The organism is Xylophilus sp. ASV27 (assembly GCF_016428875.1).
Classification (GTDB): Bacteria; Pseudomonadota; Gammaproteobacteria; order Burkholderiales; family Burkholderiaceae_C; genus Xylophilus.
Genome location: NZ_JAELTO010000005.1, coordinates 56,878 through 78,553, shown reverse-complemented (window position 1 = coordinate 78,553; position 21,676 = coordinate 56,878). Strand labels below are relative to the sequence as shown.

22 protein-coding genes and 1 pseudogene are annotated in these 21,676 nt (G+C 67.7%); 8 read left to right on the top strand and 15 right to left on the bottom strand.

All coding sequences use genetic code 11. The annotated features are described in order from the left end of the window. Positions 1 to 118 (top strand): annotated as a pseudogene (locus tag JHD63_RS02415) (IS5/IS1182 family transposase); the annotation flags it as partial. 117 nt (positions 119 to 235) lie between these two features. On the opposite strand, the gene JHD63_RS02410 reads toward JHD63_RS02415, so the two are convergent. The 12 genes from JHD63_RS02410 to JHD63_RS02355 all read right to left on the bottom strand — a co-directional run bounded on the left by JHD63_RS02410 (position 236) and on the right by JHD63_RS02355 (position 10,115). After that, positions 236 to 1,597 carry a HipA domain-containing protein gene (locus JHD63_RS02410; RefSeq protein ID WP_198969061.1) on the bottom strand — a complete coding sequence of 454 codons (1,362 nt, stop codon included), beginning with the start codon at positions 1,595 to 1,597 and terminating at the stop codon, positions 236 to 238. Next, positions 1,594 to 1,887, bottom strand: coding sequence for a helix-turn-helix domain-containing protein (locus tag JHD63_RS02405; RefSeq protein ID WP_198969067.1), 294 nt, complete (start codon positions 1,885 to 1,887; stop codon positions 1,594 to 1,596). The genes JHD63_RS02410 and JHD63_RS02405 overlap by 4 nt, the downstream gene beginning before the upstream one ends. 114 nt (positions 1,888 to 2,001) lie before the next feature. After that, complete coding sequence (locus JHD63_RS02400) at positions 2,002 to 2,445, bottom strand: helix-turn-helix transcriptional regulator (protein WP_233167501.1); 444 nt, start codon at positions 2,443 to 2,445, stop codon at positions 2,002 to 2,004. Further along, positions 2,442 to 3,056 (bottom strand): Arm DNA-binding domain-containing protein, encoded by a 615-nt coding sequence (locus tag JHD63_RS02395; RefSeq protein ID WP_233167499.1) that lies wholly within the window; start codon positions 3,054 to 3,056, stop codon positions 2,442 to 2,444. The genes JHD63_RS02400 and JHD63_RS02395 overlap by 4 nt, the downstream gene beginning before the upstream one ends. Positions 3,057 to 3,239: 183 nt before the next feature. Further along, the gene (gene rng, locus JHD63_RS02390) at positions 3,240 to 4,718 is read right to left on the bottom strand and encodes a ribonuclease G (RefSeq protein WP_198969060.1); all 1,479 of its coding nucleotides are present in this window, start codon (positions 4,716 to 4,718) and stop codon (positions 3,240 to 3,242) included. A 3-nt stretch (positions 4,719 to 4,721) separates the two neighbouring features. Then, the gene (locus JHD63_RS02385; RefSeq protein WP_198969059.1) at positions 4,722 to 5,336 is read right to left on the bottom strand and encodes a Maf family protein; all 615 of its coding nucleotides are present in this window, start codon (positions 5,334 to 5,336) and stop codon (positions 4,722 to 4,724) included. An 11-nt stretch (positions 5,337 to 5,347) separates the two neighbouring features. Beyond that, positions 5,348 to 5,815, bottom strand: coding sequence for a 23S rRNA (pseudouridine(1915)-N(3))-methyltransferase RlmH (gene rlmH, locus JHD63_RS02380; RefSeq protein ID WP_198969058.1), 468 nt, complete (start codon positions 5,813 to 5,815; stop codon positions 5,348 to 5,350). A gap of 7 nt (positions 5,816 to 5,822) precedes the next feature. Then, a complete protein-coding gene (rsfS, locus tag JHD63_RS02375; RefSeq protein ID WP_198969065.1) occupies positions 5,823 to 6,548 on the bottom strand; it encodes a ribosome silencing factor in 726 nt (241 codons plus the stop codon). Continuing rightward, positions 6,545 to 7,165 (bottom strand): nicotinate-nucleotide adenylyltransferase, encoded by a 621-nt coding sequence (gene nadD / locus JHD63_RS02370; RefSeq protein WP_198969057.1) that lies wholly within the window; start codon positions 7,163 to 7,165, stop codon positions 6,545 to 6,547. The genes rsfS and nadD overlap by 4 nt, the downstream gene beginning before the upstream one ends. After that, entirely contained in the window at positions 7,156 to 8,091 is a 936-nt protein-coding gene (gene hemF, locus JHD63_RS02365) for an oxygen-dependent coproporphyrinogen oxidase (protein WP_198969056.1), read from the bottom strand. The genes nadD and hemF overlap by 10 nt, the downstream gene beginning before the upstream one ends. After that, complete coding sequence (gene purD, locus JHD63_RS02360; protein WP_198969055.1) at positions 8,088 to 9,371, bottom strand: phosphoribosylamine--glycine ligase; 1,284 nt, start codon at positions 9,369 to 9,371, stop codon at positions 8,088 to 8,090. Before purD ends, hemF begins: the two co-directional genes overlap by 4 nt. Positions 9,372 to 9,395: 24 nt before the next feature. Next, positions 9,396 to 10,115: a YebC/PmpR family DNA-binding transcriptional regulator gene (locus JHD63_RS02355; RefSeq protein ID WP_198969054.1), complete on the bottom strand. Its 720-nt coding sequence runs from the start codon at positions 10,113 to 10,115 to the stop codon at positions 9,396 to 9,398. Between the two features lie 115 nt (positions 10,116 to 10,230). Here JHD63_RS02355 and JHD63_RS02350 point away from each other — a divergent pair, with 115 nt between their 5' ends. The 5 genes from JHD63_RS02350 to JHD63_RS02330 all read left to right on the top strand — a co-directional run bounded on the left by JHD63_RS02350 (position 10,231) and on the right by JHD63_RS02330 (position 15,763). Beyond that, positions 10,231 to 11,733, top strand: coding sequence for a helicase HerA-like domain-containing protein (locus JHD63_RS02350; protein ID WP_198969053.1), 1,503 nt, complete (start codon positions 10,231 to 10,233; stop codon positions 11,731 to 11,733). An 87-nt stretch (positions 11,734 to 11,820) separates the two neighbouring features. After that, positions 11,821 to 13,146 (top strand): GTP cyclohydrolase II, encoded by a 1,326-nt coding sequence (locus JHD63_RS02345; RefSeq protein ID WP_198969052.1) that lies wholly within the window; start codon positions 11,821 to 11,823, stop codon positions 13,144 to 13,146. Continuing rightward, positions 13,143 to 14,453 carry a URC4/urg3 family protein gene (locus tag JHD63_RS02340; RefSeq protein WP_198969051.1) on the top strand — a complete coding sequence of 437 codons (1,311 nt, stop codon included), beginning with the start codon at positions 13,143 to 13,145 and terminating at the stop codon, positions 14,451 to 14,453. Before JHD63_RS02345 ends, JHD63_RS02340 begins: the two co-directional genes overlap by 4 nt. A gap of 34 nt (positions 14,454 to 14,487) precedes the next feature. Beyond that, positions 14,488 to 15,117, top strand: coding sequence for a uracil phosphoribosyltransferase (upp, locus tag JHD63_RS02335; protein WP_198969050.1), 630 nt, complete (start codon positions 14,488 to 14,490; stop codon positions 15,115 to 15,117). A 4-nt stretch (positions 15,118 to 15,121) separates the two neighbouring features. Next, positions 15,122 to 15,763 (top strand): AraC family transcriptional regulator, encoded by a 642-nt coding sequence (locus JHD63_RS02330; RefSeq protein ID WP_233167498.1) that lies wholly within the window; start codon positions 15,122 to 15,124, stop codon positions 15,761 to 15,763. Here JHD63_RS02330 and JHD63_RS02325 read toward each other — a convergent pair. Next, on the bottom strand, positions 15,754 to 16,143 hold the full coding sequence (locus JHD63_RS02325; RefSeq protein WP_198969048.1) for a VOC family protein: 390 nt from the start codon (positions 16,141 to 16,143) through the stop codon (positions 15,754 to 15,756). The genes JHD63_RS02330 and JHD63_RS02325 overlap by 10 nt on opposite strands. Before the next feature lie 387 nt (positions 16,144 to 16,530). Here JHD63_RS02325 and JHD63_RS02320 point away from each other — a divergent pair, with 387 nt between their 5' ends. Beyond that, a complete protein-coding gene (locus tag JHD63_RS02320) occupies positions 16,531 to 17,943 on the top strand; it encodes a lipase family protein (RefSeq protein ID WP_198969047.1) in 1,413 nt (470 codons plus the stop codon). 85 nt (positions 17,944 to 18,028) lie between these two features. Further along, positions 18,029 to 19,336, top strand: coding sequence for an amidohydrolase family protein (locus tag JHD63_RS02315; RefSeq protein WP_198969046.1), 1,308 nt, complete (start codon positions 18,029 to 18,031; stop codon positions 19,334 to 19,336). Here JHD63_RS02315 and JHD63_RS02310 read toward each other — a convergent pair. Together JHD63_RS02310 and JHD63_RS02305 are read right to left on the bottom strand one after the other, a co-directional pair. Beyond that, complete coding sequence (locus JHD63_RS02310; protein WP_198969045.1) at positions 19,329 to 20,561, bottom strand: cystathionine gamma-synthase family protein; 1,233 nt, start codon at positions 20,559 to 20,561, stop codon at positions 19,329 to 19,331. The two genes, JHD63_RS02315 and JHD63_RS02310, sit on opposite strands and share 8 nt — an antisense overlap. 143 nt (positions 20,562 to 20,704) lie before the next feature. Then, the gene (locus tag JHD63_RS02305; RefSeq protein WP_198969044.1) at positions 20,705 to 21,676 is read right to left on the bottom strand and encodes a tripartite tricarboxylate transporter substrate binding protein; all 972 of its coding nucleotides are present in this window, start codon (positions 21,674 to 21,676) and stop codon (positions 20,705 to 20,707) included.

Below are 21,676 nucleotides of genomic sequence, written 5' to 3'. Positions count from 1 at the left end.
GCTGGCCGCGTTTGGCAAGCTGCGAACCCGCTTCGAGCGCCGCATCGACATTCATGTCGCGCTGCTTTCCCTGGCTTGTTGTGTCATCTGTGCTCGCAACCTCCCTTTGTTTTGTTAGCCGCTCTTATGAGGTCAAACTGACCACTGGTGCAATATCAAAAGAAGGCCACCTTGGATCGCGACAAAGACCTCAGCGGCTGGTCGCACGGTCACAAGGACTGCTCCTGCCCAGCCTTCAGAAGAGATCACCGCTGAACCTGGGAATCTCCGCCACCTGCCCCAACAAAAAATCCGCCCTGGCCACCACGTAATCCGCCAGGGTGCGAACAAAGGGCCGCTCCTCCTGCACATACACGGGGTCCAGGGCCTGCGCCCTCGCCTCCTCCCGCGTCCACTCGCAGAGCTGCTTCAGTTCGCGTGCGAACGTGCGCCGGGGGAATCCCAGTCGCTCGCATAAGTCGGCCAGCGCGAACGACTTCACGTCCGGCAGCGCGAACCCGTCGCCGAAGGCCATCGCCAGTTCCTGATCGATGTGGCGGGCGTCGTACAAGGCCACGCTGACCAGGTCGTAGAACGGCGCCACCGCCAAGGCATCACCCCGCCCGAAGAAGGAGATGTTCTTGCCATGCGCATCGCTGTTGCCCAGCAGCAGCGTGGTGATCGCCCAGAAGGCCATCTGCCGGATGCCGACGGCCGCATTCGACAGATGCGGCCGCAGCGTGGACAGAGCCTCGAAGCTAGCGCCGTCGCGGATGTGCCGAACGTCCTCTGCGTTGCCCAGCGGACGCTCGTACTTGTGCGATACAGGCAGGTTCAGCGCTTGGCAGCCGTCGATGACGTGCAGTCTGCGCACATTCCCGTCGTCACGCACCCGGTCGAAACGTTCGACGCACAGGACCGGCGCGGGCACACGCAGGATCTCCACCTCGGCCGCCCAGTTCTCCTTCAAGCGCCGCTGGCCGAGCCGGTTGACCAGTCGCATGCAGAAATGCTCATTGGCCACCATGCAGGGCAGCTTGTCGTTCAACGGCTCGGGCTTGAGGATGTGCGTCGACGAGAGCGAGCCATCCGCCAGGAACAAGGCATCGCCTTCGCGCAGCACCAGCAGCTTGTCCTGGTAGCCCGCCACCGACATGCGCACCTTGTCGTCCCATATCGCGAACGGAATCCTGTTACGGTCATCGATGCGCTGCTGCAGCTCGGCAAGTGCCACGGGGCGCCGCTGCGCCTCTTGCGCCTGCGGCAGTTGCCCTGCGGGCAGGAAGCTCAGGGCACCCGCCGTCTCGCGGCCCAGCACCCGGATCAGGCCAAAGATATTGCTCTTCTGGACATGGGTGAAACTGGAGACCACATCCAGCGCCCGCCCTTCGGGCAGCAGGTTGTCGATGAAGCGCCGCACCGCCACCGCAGACACTTCACCGTCGAGAGGGATATGCGGCGACAGTTGGAATCGGTGTGCACGCTGGCGCCAAGCTGCGCCGTACGTGAGGCTGAATTGATCCTGCGCTGGATAGAACGCGAGCCGCCCGACCAAGTCCGTGCCGAAGAACACGTCTAGCGCGAGATCCAGGCCCTGGGCAGGGAATGCACTGCTCATTCGGACCCCTGCTGCTGCGCCACGTCCTTGAGCTTAAGCGCCTGTTCCCTGGAAACGACCAAGACCTCCAGCCCAAGCCCCTCCAGAACCTTGAACAGGCGGTCGGTAGTAATCGACTTCCCGTTCTCCAGGCGCGACAGCACATCGGCCGAGATGCCGCAGAACGCGGCTGCATCGTCGATGCGCATGCGGGCCTGTGCCCGCGCGTTGCGTACGGCCGCACCCAACCCTTCGAGGCTTTCAACCCGAGGATCGCTGGAGGGATGTGTGGAGGGAAGACGCCGTGCCATGCTCAACCATAGTTCTGGAATAACGAAACTATAGTCGACAACCAAGGACTTGTCGAAAATATTCCGAATTTACGGAACTATTAGAGAATTCATAGGGAGGCATCTATTATTCCGTCATTCCGAAACAAACTGATAACTTCCCTCGTGAGTCACAAGCTGGAACCGATATATCGGGGCCCTGACGGAGTTTACGAAGGCCGTTGCCGGACAGGCCGAGCAGAAGTGCACGGGGCAGTTGCGCATATTGGGGGGCGCATGCACACATGCAGATTTGCGCGCGTGATTGCGCTGGAGCTCATCGGCATTTCTCGTGTCACCGGCAGCCTGTGTGCGCAGCGTCGCGCGTACACGCTTGTACGACTCGCCGCTGTGCGATGTCGGATTCGCACCACCCTGGGCCTGGATCCAGTGGCGAACGTCATCGACCCGCCAAGCAGTCACGCCGAAAAACAGCTTGACCGCCGCGGGGAAGGTTCCGGCTGCGACATGGCGCCACAGCGTCGAATTGGAGACGGGCACCAGGGCCAGGACTTGCGGCAAGCGCATGAAGCCGGTCAAAGAGCCATCAGAGGCCACGATGTAGGTGGCACCGGCGGATTCGAAAGGGGTGAGTTGAAGCAACCGGAAATTTTCTCCGCATGGGTGAACAGGCACTTGGCCGTGATATGAAGAAGGCTCGACTCACCCCAGGTGAGCTTGCTGTCGTCGATCAGTGCCACGATGTCGCTGGACTCGACTTCGCGCACGCTGAGCGAGCCAAACCTGTTTTCGACCCGTTTGAGGTGGCGCGAGTAGCAGACCCTGGTGCTCTTGGCCAGCGTGACGAGCACCTTCTGGCGATAGTCCTGGATCAGTTGGCGAACTGTCCAGTCCTTCGCCAACGCGGCCTTGGCCTTGACCCGCTCGGCCATCGGGTTCTTGCCTTGTGCGATCTCGGCCCGCTTGACCAGGGCCATCGTCCGCGCTTCGGACAAGCCAATAGCCGGATAGGGACCAAGAGTCATCTCCGGCCGCCGTGTGCCATGTCGATACCGCAGTACCCACGCCGCGTTGCCTGCGGCCGACAGCGTGAAGATCAGCCCACCTCCATCGCTCATCGACAGCGGCTTGCCCGCTTTGATCCACTGCCTGAGCTGCAGGTCAGAAAGCAGCCCGCCTTTGCTTGCCATGTTCGTTCTCCTAGTGCCGACAGGCTTGGCCGGATCGTCCGGCTGGTCACCCGCCAGGTCACCCAATTCTGTTGAAACAGGGTGGCACTCCGCGACACTAAAAGACAGCTTCCTTACCGAAAACTCCTTACAGAACAATCACTTATGCATGGAGACTGAAACGGAGTGGCACCCCGTGAATCGTCAAAGTAAGACGATGTCGTATTGCTCCTGCGCCATGGCCGTTTCGGCTTGCAGGGAGATCGGCTTGCCGATGAAGTCCGACAGCTCGGCCAGGTGCTGGCTCTCCTCGTCGAGGAACAGTTCCACGACCTTGGGCGAAGCCACCACCCGGAATTCGCGCGGGTTGAACTGGCGCGCTTCGCGCAGGATCTCCCGCAGGATGTCGTAGGTGACGCTGCGCGCGGTCTTCACGATGCCCTTGCCCTGGCACACGGGGCAGGGCTCGCACAGCATGTGGGCCAGCGACTCGCGGGTGCGCTTGCGCGTCATCTCCACCAGACCCAGGGGTGAGAAGCCGCCGGAAGAGGTCTTCACCCGGTCGCGCGCCAATTGCTTGCGGAACTCGGCCAGCACTGCCTGCTGGTGGTCCTCGCGCGCCATGTCGATGAAGTCCACGATGACGATGCCGCCAAGATTGCGCAGGCGCAGTTGCCGCGCGATGGCCTGCGCCGCCTCCAGGTTGGTCTTGAAGATGGTGTCGTCGAAATTGCGCGCGCCGACGAAGCCGCCGGTATTGACGTCCACCGTGGTGAGCGCCTCGGTCTGGTCCACCACCAGGTAGCCGCCGGACTTCAGGTCCACCCGCCGCCCGAGCGCACGGGCGATTTCCTCGTCCACCGAAAACAGGTCGAAGATCGGGCGCTCGCCCTTGTAGTGCTGCAGCTTGGCCGCCGCGGCCGGCATGAACTCCCGGCCGAAGGTCTGCAGCCGCTCGAACTGTTCGCGCGAGTCGATGCGGATGGCCTGGGTCTGTTCACTGACCAGGTCGCGCAGCACGCGCTGCAGCAGGTTCAGGTCGTGGTGCAGCAAGGAGCGCGGCGGCAACTGCATCGAGGCCTGGCGGATGCGCGCCCAGGTCTTGCGCAGGTAGGCGATGTCCTCGGCCAGTTCGGCATCTGACGAATCCTCGCCATTGGTGCGCAGAATGAGGCCGCCCTTGGCGCCCTCCCCCGCCAGGGCCTGCAGGCGCCGGCGCAGGGATTCGCGCTGCTCCTGCGGAATCTTCTGCGACACGCCGATGTGCTCGTCCTGTGGCAGGAACACCAGCAGCCTGCCGGCGATGCTGATCTGGGTGGACAGGCGTGCGCCCTTGGTGCCTATCGGGTCCTTGATGACCTGCACCATCAGGGCCTGGCCTTCGAAGACCTGCTTCTCTATCGGGATCTGCGGCTGCGACTGGCGCGCCTGGCTCAGCGATTCGCCCTCGGCCGGCGGGTGCCAGACGTCGGCCACATGCAGGAAGGCCGCGCGCTCCAGCCCGATGTCGATGAAGGCCGACTGCATGCCGGGCAGCACGCGCGACACCTTGCCCAGGTAGATGTTGCCGACCAGGCCGCGCTCCAGCGTGCGTTCGACATGGAGTTCCTGCACCGCGCCATGCTCTATGACGGCGACGCGCGTCTCCTGCGGCGACCAGTTGATGAGGATGTCTTGTTGCATAGTTCAGCGCAGAAAGCCGATCGACCGCAACAGCGCGGCTGTCTCATGGACCGGCAGGCCCATGATGCCCGAGTAACTGCCTGCGATGCGCGGGATGAAGGCGGCGGCCCGTCCCTGGATGCCGTAACCGCCGGCCTTGCCGAACGGTTCGCCGGAGGCGATGTAGCCATCGATCTGCGCATCGCTCAGCGCATCGAAGCGCACCTGCGAGGTGCTCAGCGCCGCGACGCGCCGGGCGCCATGCTGCAGCGCCACGGCCGTCAGCACGCGGTGCGTGGTGCCGCAGAGGCTGCGCAGCATCGCGCGCGCCTCGTCCGCATCGCCAGGCTTGCCCAGGATGCGCCGGCCCAGGGCCACCGTCGTGTCCGCGCAGAGGATGGGCGCCTGCGGCAGCCGGCGCCGGGCCAGCCGCGCCACCGCGGCATCGAGCTTGCCGTCGGTCACGCGCCGCACGTAGGCGGCAGGGGCTTCGCCGGCGCGCACCGCCTCTATCGCCTCGGCATCCTCGGCCAGGTCGCCTTCGGCGTTGGGCAGCAGAAGGCGGTGGGCCACGCCCATCTGCTCCAGCAACTGGGCACGGCGCGGGCTTTGCGAAGCAAGGTAGATGAAGGCGGACATCGGCACGCGGCCTACTCGCGGTGGTAGGGATGCGAGGCGTTGACGGACCAGGCGCGGTAGAGCTGCTCGATCAGCAGCACCCGCGCCATGGCGTGCGGCAGCGTCAGGTCCGACAGGCGTATCGATTCGTGCGCGCAGCGGCGGAACTCCGGATCCAGGCCGTCGGGGCCGCCGATCACCAGCGCGACGTCGTCGCCCGACAGTTGCCACTGCTTGAGCCGGCCGGCCAGGGCCACCGTGGTGAGCGCGCTCCCGCGCTCGTCCAGCACCACGATGCGGATGCCGCGCGGCAGGGCCGCCTCGATGCGACTGCGCTCGGCCGCGTACAGGGTATCGAGCGACTTGGAGCCGCGCGGCTCGGTCTTGACGGCCTTGAGTTCGACCTTGAGTTCGGGCGGGAAGCGCTTGGCGTAGTCGTCGTAGGCGGTCTGCGCCCAGGCGGGCATCCGCTGGCCGACCGCCACGATCAGGAGTTTCACCGATGGATCAGGACTTCGTGCTCGTCTTGGCCGCAGGTTTGCGGGCCGGCGCCTTCTTGGCCGCTGCGGCCTTGGCCGGCGAGGGCTTGGCGTTGGTGCGCACGGAGGCCTTGACCACCACCGTCTTGATCGGTGTCTTGGCGGCCGGGGTCTTCTTTGCTGCGGCCTTCTTCGCGGGCGTCTTCGCGGGCGCCTTGGCCGCTGCGGTCTTGTCGGCTGCCTTCTTGGCGGGCGCAGAAGGCGCCTTGCCCGCAGTCTTCGCGGCCGTCTTGGCACCCGCCCTGCCCGGCTTGCGGGCCGCGGCGGTCAGCGGCTTTTCCTCTGCCGGCTTGGACGGCTTGGACGGTTTGGCGGCGCCGAGCTTCAGGCGCACCGGCGTGTCGCCCCAGATCTCTTCCAGGTGGTAGTACTGCCGGATCGCCGGCTGCATGATGTGGGCGACGGCCGCGCCGCAGTCCACGATGATCCACTCGCCGTTCTCCTCGCCCTCGATGCGCGGCTTGGTGAAGCCGGCCTCGCGCACCGCATCGCGCACGCTGGCCGCCAGTGCCTTGGTCTGGCGGTTGGAGCTGCCGGAGGCGACCACCACGCGCTCGAACAGAGGCGACAGGTGCTCGGTGTTGAATACCTGGATGTCCTGCGCCTTGACGTCCTCCAGGCCATCGACGATGGCGCGCTGGAGCTTCTGGACGTCTTTCTTGGCGGCGGTTTCCGTTTTGGTGGTGGTCATCAGGCAGTTCGGTAAAGGTGATGGAGTTCAATATAGCGTGCAACGCCTGGAGGGACCAGACGGCCAACCCCCTGGCCGCGTGCGGCGAGAGCGCGCACTTCGGTGGCGCTGACGCTCATGGGGGGCAGCACCAGGCGCCGCACGCGCGCAAAAGGCACTTTTTCAGGCTCAAACAGGGTTGTAGCCCAGGCAGAATCCGGGCGATCAGCTATTGAAATTATAGCAATTCGCAAGATCGTCTCCCACTCATGCCACCGGTCGAGCGCGCCGGCCTGGTCCGCCCCGAGCAGCAGGTACAGCTCGGCGCCGGGATTCTCGCCGGCCAGTTCGTGCAGGGTATCGACGGTGTAGGTGGGCCCCGCGCGCTCCAGTTCGCGCGGATCGACCAGCACGCGCGGCTGGCCTTCGAAGGCCAGCCGGGTCATGGCCAGGCGCTCGGGCGCCGGGCTCAGCGGGCGCGCCTTGTGCCAGGCCTGGCCCGTGGGCAGCACGTGCACCACGTCGAGCGCCAGTTGCTCGATCGCCGCGCGCGCCAGCGCGACATGGGCCTTGTGCGGTGGATCGAAAGCGCCGCCGAAGACACCGATGCGCCGCGGCGGCGCCTGCGCGCTCACACCCATTCGCGCGGCGGCAGGAAACGTTCGGCCAGGGCCGCCTCGGGCGAGCCGGGCTGCGCCTCGTAGCGGTAGCGCCACGCGGCCAGGGGGGGCATGGACAGCAGGATGGACTCGGTGCGGCCGCCCGACTGCAGGCCGAAGTGCGTGCCGCGGTCCCACACCAGGTTGAATTCCACATAGCGGCTGCGCCGGTAGAGCTGGAATTCGCGCTCGCGCTCGCCCCAGGCCATGGCCTGGCGCCGCGCCACGACCGGCAGGTAGGCGTCCAGGAAGGCATCGCCCACCGATTGCATCAGCGCGCGGCTGCGCTCGGGGCCCAGTTCCTCGAAGTCGTCGAAGAAGATGCCGCCGATGCCGCGCGCCTCCTGCCGGTGTTTGAGGAAGAAATACTCGTCGCACCACTTCTTGAAGCGCGGGTACTTGTCCGGGCCGAAGGGCGCCAGCGCGTCGCGGCACACCGTGTGGAAGTGGACCGCGTCTTCCTCGAAGCCATAGATCGGCGTGAGGTCCATGCCGCCGCCAAACCAGCACATCGCCTCCTGTCCCGGATGGCCGGCCGCGATCATGCGCACGTTCATGTGCACCGTGGGCACGTAGGGGTTGCGCGGATGGAACACCAGCGACACCCCCATGGCTTCAAAAGGCGCGCCAGCCAGTTGCGGCCGATGTTCGGTGGCCGAGGGCGGCAGGCGCGGCCCGCGCACGTGCGAGAAGCCGCAGCCGGCACGCTCGAACACCGCCCCGCCCTCGATGATGCGGGTGACGCCATCGCCCTGCAGCAGTTCGCCGGGCGCCTTCTGCCAGTGGTCGGTGACGAAGGCCGCCGTTCCGCCGGCCTGCGCCTCGACCGCTTCCAGCGCCGCGATGATGCGCTGCTGCAGCCCGAGCAGATAGCCGCGAACCACGTCGGCGGCTCCGAGCGCGCTCATGCGCCGCGCACGGCCCGGTGGCCGATGTCACGGCGGTACTGCGCGCCGTCGAAGTGGATGCCGCGCGCCACGTAGTAGGCCCGTTGCTGGGCCTGCCGCACGTTGTCGGCCAGCACGGTCACGCACAGCACGCGGCCGCCCGAGGTCTTGACCGTATCGCCTTCGAGCACGGTGCCCGCGTGGAACACCATGGCCTCGTCCTCGTCCGCCGGCAGGCCGTGGATCGCGTCGCCCCTGCGCGGGTCGAGCGGATAGCCATGCGCGGCCATGACCACGCCCAGCGCGACGCGGCGGTCCCACTGGAGTTCGACCTGGTCCAGCCGGCCTTCGGTGGCGGCCAGCATGACCTCGGACAGATCGCTCTTGAGGCGCATCAGGATCGGCTGCGTTTCCGGGTCGCCCATGCGGCAGTTGAATTCCAGCGTCTTGGGCCGGCCCTGGCCGTCGATCATCAGGCCGGCGTAGAGAAAGCCGGTGTAGGGAATGCCGTCCTTCTCCATGCCGCGGATGGTCGGCAGGATGATCTCGCGCATGGCGCGGGCGTGCACGTCGGCGGTCACCACCGGCGCCGGGGAATAGGCCCCCATGCCGCCGGTGTTGGGGCCCTGGTCCCCGTCCTGCAGCCGCTTGTGGTCCTGGCTGGTGGCCAGCGCCGTGACGTTCCTGCCGTCGCACAGCACGATGAAGCTGGCCTCCTCGCCCTGCAGGAATTCCTCGATGACGACCCGCGCGCCGCCTTCGTTGTGCACCACGCCGAACTTGTTCCCGGCCAGCATGAAGTCGATCGCCTCGTGCGCCTCGGCCGGGCTCATGGCCACCACCACGCCCTTGCCGGCGGCCAGGCCATCGGCCTTGACGACGATGGGCGCGCCCATGCGGTCCACGTAGGCATGGGCCGCAGCGGCGTCGGTGAAGGTGTCGTATTCGGCCGTGGGAATGCCGTGGCGCTGCATGAAGGCCTTGGAGAAGGCCTTGGAGCTTTCCAGTTGCGCCGCGGCGCGGGTCGGGCCGAAGACCTTGAGGCCGTGCGCGCGGAATTCGTCGACCACGCCAGCGGCCAGCGGCGCCTCGGGGCCGACCACGGTCAGGCCGATCTTCTCCCGCTGCGCCCACTCGCGCAGCGCCCGCACGTCGGTGATCGGCACGTTCTCCAGCCGCGGGTCGCGCGCCGTACCGCCGTTGCCGGGCGCGACATAGACCTTCTGCACCTTGGGCGACTGGGCCAGCTTCCAGGCCAGAGCGTGTTCGCGGCCGCCGCCGCCGATGACAAGTGTTTTCACGTAGGGCTCAGTTCAGCAATGGGGTCACAGCGCGGCGTTGTGGTAGACGGCCTGCACATCGTCCAGGTCTTCGAGCACGTCGAGCAGCTTCTGCATCTTCGCGGCGTCCTCGCCCGCGATGTCGATGGTGTTCTCGGCGCGCATCGTCACCTCGGCCACTTCGGGCTTGCAGCCAGCGGCCTCCAGCGCGTTCTTGACGGCCTCGAAGTCGGCCGGCGCCGTGAGCACCTCGATGGCGCCGTCCTCGTCGCTGAGCACGTCTTCGGCGCCGGCTTCTAGTGCCACTTCCATGACCTTGTCCTCTTCGGTACCAGGCGCGAAGACCAGTTGGCCGCAGTGCTTGAACTGGAAGGCGACCGAGCCCTCGGTGCCCATGTTGCCGCCGTACTTGCTGAAGGCGTGGCGCACCTCGGCCACGGTGCGCACGCGGTTGTCGGTCATGGTGTCGACGATGATGGCGGCGCCGGCGATGCCGTAGCCCTCGTAGCGGATTTCCTCGTAGTTCACGCCTTCGAGGTTGCCGGTGGCCTTGTCGATGTTGCGCTTGATGGTGTCGGCCGGCATGTTTGCCGCCTTGGCCTTCTCCACCGCCAGCCGCAGGCGCGGATTGGCGTTCAGGTCGCCCCCGCCGGCCCGGGCGGCCACCATGATTTCACGGATGACGCGGGTCCAGATCTTGCCGCGCTTCTCGTCCTGGCGCCCCTTGCGGTGCTGAATATTGGCCCATTTGCTGTGTCCAGCCATTCTTGGTATCTCTCTCGATTCGCCCGCTGGCGGGCAATACCCGATCTTACCTTTTGGTGCGCCGCGCCCCTGCCCCATGGCACACTGGCAGCCCCTTTCACGACCTGAGCACACGATGGCCGAGCCGCTCCCGATCGCCCGCAACGCCGAGAACGTTTTTACCCTGCTGCCGGCGCTGGCCAACCGCCACGGCCTGATCACCGGCGCCACCGGCACCGGCAAGACCGTGACCCTGCAGTCCCTGGCCGAGAAGCTCTCCGGCATCGGGGTGCCGGTCTTCATGGCCGACGTCAAGGGCGATCTGGCCGGCATCGGCCAGCCGGGCCGGATCGGCGACAAGCTCCGCAGCGTGCTCGAATCGCGCGGCATCGCGCCCCCTGCCCCGGCCGCCTGCCCGGTCACCTTCTGGGACGTGTTCGGGGAAAAGGGGCACCCGGTGCGCGCCACCATCTCGGATCTGGGCCCGCTGCTGCTGGGCCGCATGCTCGACCTGAACGACACCCAGGCCGGGGTGCTCAACCTGGTGTTCCGCATCGCCGACGACCAGGGCCTGCTGCTGCTCGACCTGAAGGACCTGCGCGCCATGCTGCAGCACGTGGCCGAGAATGCCGCGGACTATAAGACCTCCTACGGCAACGTGAGCGCCGCCAGCGTGGGCGCGATCCAGCGCGGCCTGCTGCAGATCGAGAGCCAGGGCGGCGACAGCTTCTTCGGCGAGCCCATGCTCAACATCCAGGACCTGCTGCAGACCGTGGACGGCAAGGGCGTGGTCAACCTGATGGCGGCCGAACGCCTGATGCAGTCGCCGCGGCTCTATGCCACCTTTCTGCTCTGGCTGCTATCCGAACTGTTCGAGCAGTTGCCCGAGATCGGCGACCCGGAGCAGCCCAAGCTGGTGTTCTTCTTCGACGAGGCGCATCTGCTGTTCGACGGCGCGCCCAAGGTGCTGATCGAGCGCATCGAACTGGTGGTGCGGCTGGTGCGCTCCAAGGGCGTGGGCGTGTACTTCGTCACCCAGAACCCGCTCGACATCCCCGACAGCGTGCTGGCCCAGTTGGGCAACCGCATCCAGCATGCGCTGCGCGCCTTCACGCCGCGCGACCAGAAGGCGGTGCGCGCCACGGCGCAGACCATGCGGCAGAAGCCGGGGCTGGACATCGAAGCCGCGATCACCCAGCTTGCGGTGGGCGAGGCGCTGGTCAGCCTGCTCGACGCACAGGGCCGCCCCGGCGTGACCGACCGCGCCTTCGTGCTGCCGCCGGCCAGCCTGATCGGGCCGATCACCGACGCGCAGCGCGCGGCACTCATGAAGGGCTCCCTGGTGGCGGGCGTCTACGACACGCCGGTGGACCGGGTCTCGGCCTACGAGGTGCTGCGCGACCGCACCGCGGCCGCAGCGCCATCGGCGCCGGGCGCGGGCGGCGCGGCGGCCGACAAGGACGGCGGACTGCTCGGCGGCCTGAACGACGTGCTGTTCGGCAGCACCGGCCCGCGCGGCGGCAAACGCGACGGGCTGGCGCAGTCCATGGCCAAGTCCGCCGTGCGCACCATGGGCACCACGGTGGGCCGCGAGATCATCCGCGGCGTGCTGGGCAGCATCTTCGGCAAGAAGCGCTGACGCGGCCGCCTCCTGCGCCACCCGCCACACCGTTCGCTTGTCACTGCCGCGCGCGCTCGCTACATTGGGATTTTGGAGTCTGCAACCATGCCCGATACGCCCATCGCCGCGACCCGGCAGCCCCCCGAACCGCTGGTGGAAGTGCCTGCCGCCCTGCCCTCCCGGCCGCCCGCCTCGCCGCCGCACCACATCCGGCTGACCTCGCACTCGGGCGGTTTCGGCGCGCTGCCCATCCGCTGGGGCGCCCCGACCGCCGCCGAGCGCGGGCCGGTGGTGGCGACCACCACCACGCGCGCGCACCGCAACGTGATCGGCACGCACAGCGGCTCCTACAGCATCTACCGCGCGCTGGCCGTGGCCTCGGGCGCGCTGTCGGCGCAGCACCGGGCCGACCTGACCAACACCCTGCCGACCGACGTCATCGGCCCCTATGCGCAATGGAGCGTGCCGGGCAAGATCGTGTCCCTGGACCCATGGGGCGCGACCGTGGCCCAGGTGTATGCGACCGAGCTGGCGGCGGGCTACGACATACGCCCGAGCATCGCCGTGACCAAGGCCCACGTGATCCTGCCCGAGGTCATCGAAGCCCTGCAGGCCGGGCGCCTGAAGGCCGACGGCGCCGTTCTGACGGCCCAGGGCGCCGCACTGGTGACCAAGGTGGCGGTCGAGCCGGTCTGGTTCCTGCCCGAGATCGCAAGGCGCTTCGGCTGCGGCGAGAACGAGCTGCGCCGCGTGCTGTTCGAGGAAACCGGCGGCATGTACCCGGAACTGGTCACGCGCTCCGACCTGGAGGTGTTCCTGCCGCCGATCGGCGGGCAGACGCTCTATATCTTCGGCAAGCCGGCCGACCTGGCCAACCCGCAGGTCGAGCTGACCGCACGCGTGCACGACGAATGCAACGGCTCGGACGTGTTCGGCTCGGACATCTGCACCTGCCGGCCGTATCTGACCCATGCCATCGAGGAATGCATACGCGGCGCGCAGCGCGGCGGCGTGGGCCTGGTGGCCTACTCGCGCAAGGAGGGCCGCGCGCTGGGCGAGGTGACCAAGTTCCTGGTTTACAACGCGCGCAAGCGCCAGGTCGGCGGCGACACCGCCGACCAGTACTTCGCCCGCACCGAATGCGTGGCCGGCGTGCAGGACATGCGCTTCCAGGAACTGATGCCCGACGTGCTGCACTGGCTGGGCATCACCAAGATCCACCGGCTGGTATCCATGAGCAACATGAAGTACGACGCCATCACCGGCGCCGGCATCGAGGTCGGCACCCGCGTCAACATTCCGGAAGAGCTGATCCCGGCCGATGCGCGGGTCGAGATCGACGCCAAGATGGCCGCCGGCTATTTCACGCCCGGCCCGGTGCCGGACGCCGAGGAACTCAAGAAGCCCAAGGGCCGGGGACTGGACGCATGAAGGACTTGCCCGCAACACCGCCGGACGCGCAGACCGCGCGCATCCTGGCCAACATCGAGGCCGCGGCCGCCGACCGGCCCCCAGGCGCCGTCGCCCTGCTCTGCAGCACCGCCGAGATCCGCCGCCGCGCCCAGGCGCTGCTGGCGCGCGCGCGCGAGGGCCGCTCGGCCTTCTTCACGGTGGATGACAAGGCACTGGAGGCGGCAGCCGATGCGGTCGTGCGCGCCACGCGCAGCCGCTACCCGCATGGCGCCATTCCCTTCCACAGCCGGTGGCGCCACTTCGAGGTCGGCGGCGTGGACCGCCGGGCGCGGCTGGACGAATTGCTGGGGCCGGTGGCGCCCGCCGTGTGCGCCCGCGCGCAGATCGACCTGACGCTGGTCAGCGTGCTGCTGGACGCCGGGGCCGGCCCCGGCTGGCACTATGAAGAGGCCGCCAGCGGCCGGCGCTTCGGCCGATCCGAAGGCCTGGCGGTGGCGAGCTTCCATGCATTCACGGCCGGCATGTTCTCCAGCCGTGCCGACGCGCCGCTGCAGGTCGATGCCCAGGGCCTGCGCGGCGTCATCACCGAACGGCTGGCCCAGGCCTTCCAGGCCACGCCCGCCAACCCGCTGCTCGGGCTGGAAGGCCGCGCGACGCTGCTGCGCCGCCTGGGCGAAACGCTGGCCGAGCACCCGTCCGAATACGGCAGCGAGGGCCGGCCTGGCCGCCTGCTGGATCTGCTGGCCAACACCGACGACGACGAGATCCCATCCACCGCCGAAGTCAACGCGCACGGCATCCTGAGCACGCTGCTGCTCACGCTCAACGGCATCTGGCCGGCCGGCAACGCCATCGGCGGACTGCCGGTGGGCGACTGCTGGCCGCTGCAGGAGGCGCGGGGCCCGGGCCTGTCCGATGGCTGGATGCCGTTCCACAAGCTCTCGCAATGGCTCACCTACTCGCTGCTCGAGCCGTTCCAGTGGGCCGGCGTCAAGGTGCACGGCATCGACGCCCTGACCGGCCTGCCCGAGTACCGCAATGGCGGCCTGCTGATCGACAGCGGCGTGCTGCGGCTGCGCGAGAATACCGCCGGCCGCCGCTGGAAAGCGGGCGACCCGTGCATCGTCGAATGGCGTGCGCTGACCGTGGCCTTGCTCGACGCACTCGCGCCCCTGGTGCGCGCACGCCTCGGACTCTCCGCAGAAGCCATGCCCCTGGCCTGCGTGCTCGAAGGCGGCACCTGGGCCGCCGGACGCGAATACGCGCAGCACCTGCGTGGCGGATTGCCGCCACTGGAGATCGAGAGCGACGGCACGGTTTTTTGATGTCCCCTGCACCGACAAGAACACCTTCCCAACCATGAGCAACGTCCACCTCCTCGACCACCCCCTCGTCCAGCACAAGCTCACGCTGATGCGGCGCAAGGAAGCCTCCACCAACAGCTTCCGCCGTCTGCTCAACGAGCTGGCCAGCCTGGCCGCCTACGAGGTCACGCGCGACATGGCGCTGTCCGACATCGAGATCGAAACCCCGCTCGAACCCATGACCGCCAAGGTCATCGACGGCAAGAAGCTCGTGTTCGTCTCCATCCTGCGCGCGGGCAACGGCATCCTGGAGGGCATGCTCTCGGTCGTGCCGGGCGCGCGCGTCGGCCACATCGGCCTGTACCGCGACCCCAAGACCCTGACCGCCATCGAGTACTACTTCAAGATGCCCAGCGAAATGCACGAACGCGACGTGATCGTGGTCGACCCGATGCTGGCCACTGGCAACTCCGCCATCGCGGCGGTCGAGCGTCTGAAGGAGCTCAAGCCCAAGTCGATCAAGTTCGTCTGCCTGCTCACCTGCCCCGAAGGCGTGGCCGCGCTGCAGGCCGCCCACCCCGACGTACCGATCTACACCGCCGCCATCGACCGCGGGCTGGACGAGCACGGCTACATCCGCCCCGGCTTGGGCGATGCCGGCGACCGTATTTTTGGCACCAAGTAGGCCCTTGCCCGCCTGCGTGCTGGCGCGCTGGCAGTCCGCGCCAGAGCAGGCCGCCAGCAGCATGGTGCTGCCTGATGGCTGCAGCGACCTGATCCTGCACCGCGACGCCCAGGGCCAGGCGCGCTGGATGCTTTCGCCGCTGGCGCAAAGCGCATACGAGGTTCCCGTCAAGGCCCACGAGCAATGGCTGGGCTATCGCTTGCAGCCGGGCGCCGTGGTGGATGGCGCGGCGCTGCTGGCAGCCGTGCGGCTACTGGAGCAAGAACGAGAGGCTCAGGTACTGGAAGCCATCGATGCCTGCGTGCGTTTGGATGGACGAGTACAGGAAGCGCTGGCGGCGCTGGCTGGCACGGCGTCGGTACGCCATGCGGCCGCTGCGCTGGGGGTTTCCGAGCGCTCGCTGGAGCGGCTCAGCCTGGCCACCACCGGCCAGCCGCCGCGCTACTGGCGCGCGCTGGCCCGGGTGCGGCGTGCGGCCCAGGCCTTGGGCGGTGCCGAGCCGCTGGCCGCCATTGCGGCCGACCACGGCTTTGCCGATCAGGCCCACTTCAGCCGCGAATGCCGGCGCTGGCTGGGGCAGACGCCCTCAGGCCTGCGCAAAGCACCCGCGCTGCTGGCCACCGTGGCGCAGGCCGGTTACGGCTGAGCCGCCACGGGCGTGCACAGCTCCACCAGAAAGCCGTTCAGGTCGGCCACATAGGCGATGGTCTGGCCCCAGGGCATTTGCTCTGGCGCGTGGCGCAGTTCTGCCCCGGCGGCCACGGCCTGCGCTACGGCGGCGGGTACATCGTCGGTGGTGAATGCGATCTCGAAGCTCGGCGCGTCTGCGCTGGCACGCTGCGGGTTCTTGCCCAACTGCGTGATCAGCCGCAAGGACGAAAACGCCAGCGCGGTGGCGCCCGTCTCCAGCTCCCCGAAGTCGCCGACCTCATGCACAAAGCGGCGCTTCAGGCCAAAGGCGGCCTCGTAGAAGGCGATGGTGGCGGGCACGTCTTCGACGTAGAGGATGGTGTAGCCGAATTGCATGGAGTCTCTCCTGTGAATAGTGCCGCGCAGCATAGGCGGGGCGCTTGCGGCCGTCTTGAAGAATGCCGACAGGTGCGCTGATGGAGAACTTGCAGGACTATTAAATAGATAGCTAAATGTCCAGGTATTTACTTGATTTCAGAATGAAAAATACCTGAAATCAATATTCTACCTAGACCTTTAGCTATATATTTTGAAGGCGATGCCTTCTCTGCCAGGCGCTGATTCTGGGGGTTTCCAGCGCGCAATGGGGGTGGCGCTGGCGGGTGCCGGGACGCTCGCGCGCGGGCCCGGCAGCCCGCTTGCGCGCGTCTTCACGCCTCGCTAAGCTGAAGACAACTAGGAGGAGACATGGCAAGCAGATCAAGAGGACGTGCCTTGCGGCACATGGCGGTGCTGCTGTGCTGCGCCACGTTGGCGGGTTGCGGCGTTTTCTCGGTCAACCGGGAGGCCAAGCGCTATCGGGAGGAGCAAGCGACGCAGGTTAAAGATGAGCTAGAGGCCTGCCGCAAAGGCACCGTGGCTGCTGCCCACAAAATGGACCATCGCACGGCGCCCGGTGCCGGGCCCGACTGCTATCTGGCCGTGGTCACCGGGTCGAGCCGCATGCTCGTCGAACCCCCGCAGCCCCTGCCGGCCCCGCCTCCTGAGGGCAGCAAGCAGGCGGTCGCTGTCCTGTCGTCCGTGGAGCTGGCCCAGGCAACATCCGCGTCCGCCGTGGTCGGCCAGGTGGCGTGGCCGGCGATGCTGAGCAAGATGGTCTACCGGCGCTTCGTCGCCACGGACAAGCGCAGTAAGGACAAGGACGCCTGCACCTACCTGTTGGAGATGCACCCGCTCAAGCGCTGGAACCAGGCCGCCAGCGCCACGTCAGGCTATCGCTGGGACACCTGGAAGCCCAAAGGCATCGGCTGCCAGGCCATCGGCGGCCTGTTCTACGAGACCTACGTCTACCAGCCCTTCTCTGGTGGCGTTGCGCTGGATGGCGGGATCACGCAGGCCGTCATGGTTTTTCGGGGCACCGAAAACTACCGAGGCCAGGCCAGGGATGACTGGGCGACGAATGCGGCGATGGCGTTTGACATCACACCCAGCCAGTTCGAGCAGGTCAGGCTTGACTTGCGCGGCCTCATCGATGAGTTGAAGCGTGAGGGCGCGCCCGAGCTGCGCATCTACACCGCAGGACACTCGTTGGGAGGCAGCCTTGCGCAATTGGCCGCCTATCTCAACGAGGATGTGCAGGCCGCCTACGCCTATAACACCTCGCCCGTGACCGGGTGGACCTGGCTGCGCGGCCTGCACGCCACCGATCCTGGGCTGATGCCGGTGCAGGACCCAAAGATCATCCGAATCTGGCAGGACGCCGAGATCCTGGGGATGCTGCGCACCTTCTCCAATGCAGCGAATTCGACGGTGCGGCGCACGGGGCGCACTGACGTGTCCTTTGATTTCCCCGCGAGCCGGGCGGTGATCAAGGACACGGGAAGCACCGGCCAGGTCGGCGGCGGCTCGGCGCTGCACTCGATTACCTTGCTGGCCTGCAATCTGGCCGCGCGCGTGGCGAAGGGCGCCCCCACTGCCTTCGGTTTCACCAAGGAGATGGCCCAAACCGCCCTGCTTGAGCGCAACGGGGACTACACGGAGAAAGGCGCCAAGGAAACAGAAGGCCTGTGCCAGGTGCTGGGAAACAAGGACGCTACGGGCAAGCCCAGCAGCTGCGAAGTCGACTGGATCACGGGTAGCGCCAACTGCAACGCCTTTGACGATCCGGCAGTCCGTGGGGTGCAGGCCAGCAAATGATTTTTGTCCTGTGTAATGGGCGCACCCCAGCCGCCCCGCGCATGAAACTTGCGTGCGGCTGCCCTATTCCAGCCACCCCACGCCCATGCCCTCTCCAGACCTGATTCTGCGCAACGCCACCCTGCCGGATGGCCGTACCCACCAAGACATCGCCGTAGCCGATGGCCGCATCCTGGCGGTCGAGCCGGCTATCGCCGCCACCGCCCATGAAGAGGTGGATTGCGCCGGCCAACTGCTTAGCCCGCCTTTTGTCGATGCGCACTTCCACCTCGACGCCACGCTCAGCTACGGCCTGCCGCGCGTCAATGCCAGCGGCACGTTGCTGGAAGGCATTGCGCTGTGGGGCGAGCTGAAGCCCCAGCTCACGCACGAGGCACTGGTTGAACGCGCCCTCGCCTACTGCGACTGGGCCGTGGGCGGTGGGCTGCTGGCCATCCGCAGCCATGTGGACACCAGCGACCCGCAACTGCTCACAGTGCAGGCCCTGCTGGACGTGCAAAAGCGCGTGGCGCCCTATTTGGAATTGCAACTGGTGGCCTTCCCGCAGGACGGCATCTTGCGCAGCCCGGGTGGCCTGGACAACCTCAAGCGCGCGCTCGACATGGGCGTGCAGGTGGTCGGCGGCATCCCGCACTTCGAGCGCACCATGGCCCAAGGCGCCGAGAGCGTGCGGCTGCTGTGCGAGCTGGCGGCCGAGCGCGGCCTGCCGGTGGACATGCATTGCGACGAAACCGACGACCCGCTGTCGCGCCACATCGAGACCCTGGCCTTCGAGACCCAGCGGCTGGGCCTGCAGGGCCGCGTGGCCGGCTCGCACTGCACCTCGATGCACTCGATGGACAACTACTACGTGTCCAAGCTGCTGCCGCTGATCGCCGAGGCGCGGGTCGGCATCATCTCCAACCCGCTGATCAACATCACCCTGCAGGGCCGGCACGACAGCTACCCCAAGCGCCGCGGCATGACCCGGGTGCCCGAGCTGCTCGCGCACGGCGTGCGCGTGGCCTTTGGCCAGGACTGCTGCATGGACCCGTGGTACGGCCTGGGCTCGGCCGACATGCTGGACGTGGCCCACATGGGCCTGCACGTGGCGCAGATGACCAGCCAGGCGGCCATGCGCCAGTGCTTCGACGCGGTGACCACCACGCCCGCCGCCATCCTGGGCCTGGAAGGCTATGGCCTCGCGCCGGGCTGCCACGCCGACTTCGTGCTGCTGCAGGCGCAGGACCCGGCCGAGGCGCTGCGCCTGCGCGCCACGCGCCTGAAGGTCTACCGCCGCGGCCGCCTGCTGGCCGAGAACCCGGCCGCCACCACCGCCCTGCACCTGCCGGGCCGCCCGGCGCAGACCGACCGGCTGCACCGGGCCAGTGCGCCGGCGCGCGGCGCTACCTGAGCGCCTGGCCGAGGTCGTCCAGCAGATCGGCCGCGTCCTCCAGGCCCACGGAGAGGCGCACCAGGCCGTCGCTGATGCCCATGTCGGCCCGCACGGCGGCGCCGGCCTCCCAGAAGATGGTGTGCGCCACTGGGATCACCAGGCTGCGCGTGTCGCCCAGGCCGGTGGACTTGACCGGCAGGCGCAGCCGGTTGATGAAGGCCTGGCAGTCATCGGCCTGGCGCAGCTCGAAGGACATCAACCAGGAGCCGCCCTTGAACAGCCGTATCGCCTGCGCGTTCTGTGGGTGCGAGGCCAGCATCGGGTAGTGGACCCGCGCGACCGCCGGGTGCGACTCCAGGAACTGGGCCAGCGCCAGCGCGGTCTCGCTGGCCTGGCGCGCGCGCAGCACCAGGGTTTCGGCGCCCACCGCGATCGCATGCGCATGCTGCGACGAGAGGCTGGCGCCCATGTCGCGCAGCCCCTTCTTGCGCAGTTGGGTCAGGCCCCACTGGCGCGGGTCGCCCTTGCGGTAGGCCTGGGCGATGTTGGGATAGGCCGACCAGTCGAACAGCCCGGTGTCCACGATGGCACCGCCCAGCGCGTTGCCGTGGCCGGCAATGGTCTTGGTGAGCGAATGCAGCACCAGCCCGGCGCGTACCGCCGCCGGGCGGAACAGTGCCGGCGACAGCACGGTGTTGTCCACCACGAACAGAATGCCGCGCTCGGCGCACAGCGCGCCGATGGCCTCCAGGTCCGGGATCTGGGTGCCGGGGTTGGCGACGGTCTCCACGAACACCATGCGGGTTTCCGGGCGCAGCGCCGCCGCCACGTGCGCGACCGCGGTCGCGTCCACCTTGCTCACCGCCACGCCCAGGCCGGCCATGGTGTCGAGCAGGCTGTTGGTGTTGCCGAACACGTAGCGGCTGGCCACCAGATGATCGCCGGCGCGCAGCAGCGTGAGGAACAGCGCCGTGATGGCCGCCATGCCGGTGGCGAAGCTTACCGCGCCCAGCCCGCCTTCCATCCGGGCCAGCTTGGCCTCGAGCGCCGCCGTGGTCGGCGTGCCCTGCCGCGCATAGTTGTAGGCTCCTTTGAGCGTGCCCTGGAACACACCGATCAGGTCTTCCACCTTGTCGAAGCCATACTGGGTGGAGCTATGCACCGCCTGGTGCACGCCGCCATGCTCGGTACCGAAGGCGCGGTCGGCATGGACGATGTCGGTGGTGAATCCGCGGGAGGTCATGGGCTGGGGAGGATGGGAAAAGGGGGCTAATTTACCTCGGCCGTGGGAAGTGGCCGAAAAACCAGAACAAAACAGCATGAAGCCCATGTGGATCCTTGGCTTTCAGCTATTAATTTTGCAGCAAAGCCGGGCGCAGCCGGCGCCTATTCCGCGCGGATGCCCGCGTCGCGGATGACCTTGCCGTAGCGCACCAGTTCCGCCTTGATCAGCGCGCCAAACTGCTCGGGCGTGCCGCCGGCGGCGCCGACGCCGGTGGGTTCGAGCCGGTCTTCCATCTCCTTGGAGCGCAGCGCGGCGTTGAGCTCGGTGTTGAGCCGCGCCAGTATGGCCGGCGGCACGCCGCGCGGGGCGACCAGGCCATGCCAGGCGACCACGTCGTAGTCGGGCAGGCCGCTCTCGGCCACGGAGGGAATGTCCGGGTAGGCGGGCAGGCGCTGCGCGGTGCCGACCGCCAGCGCGCGCAGCCTGCCGGCCTTGACGTGCTGCATCAGCGCCTCGGTGCCGGCGAACATCATGTCCACGTTGCCGGCGAGCAGGTCGTTCACCGCCGGCCCGGTGCCCTTGTAGGGCACGTGCGTGGCCTTGACCCCGGCCATGGAGAACATGTATTCGGTGACCACGTGCAGATGGCCGCCGGCGCCGCTGGAGGCGAAGGTGAGCTTGCCCGGGTCCTTGCGCGCCAGGGCCAGCAGTTCCTGCAGGTTCCTGGCCTTCACGCTCGGGTGCACGCACAGCACGTAGGCGCCGCGCGAGAGCTGGATCACCGGGGCGATGTCGGCCACCGGGTCGAAATTGAGCTTGTAGAGCGCGGGATTCACGGTGTAGCTGCCGGCCACCAGCAGCAGGGTGTAGCCGTCGGGCGCGGCCTTCACGGCCAGGTCCGTGCCCAGGGTGCCGCCGGCGCCAGGCCGGTTGTCCACCAGCACCGGCTGGCCGAGGCGCTCGCCCAGCTTGGCCGCGGCGACACGGGCGATGAAGTCGGAGCCGCCACCGGGCGCGAACGGGCAGATGATGCGGATCGGCTTGCTGGGATAAGCCGCCTGGGCCAGCGCCGCCAGCGGCGCCAGGCTGCTCAGGGCAAGCGTGGAAGAAAAAGTGCGGCGATCGATCTTCAT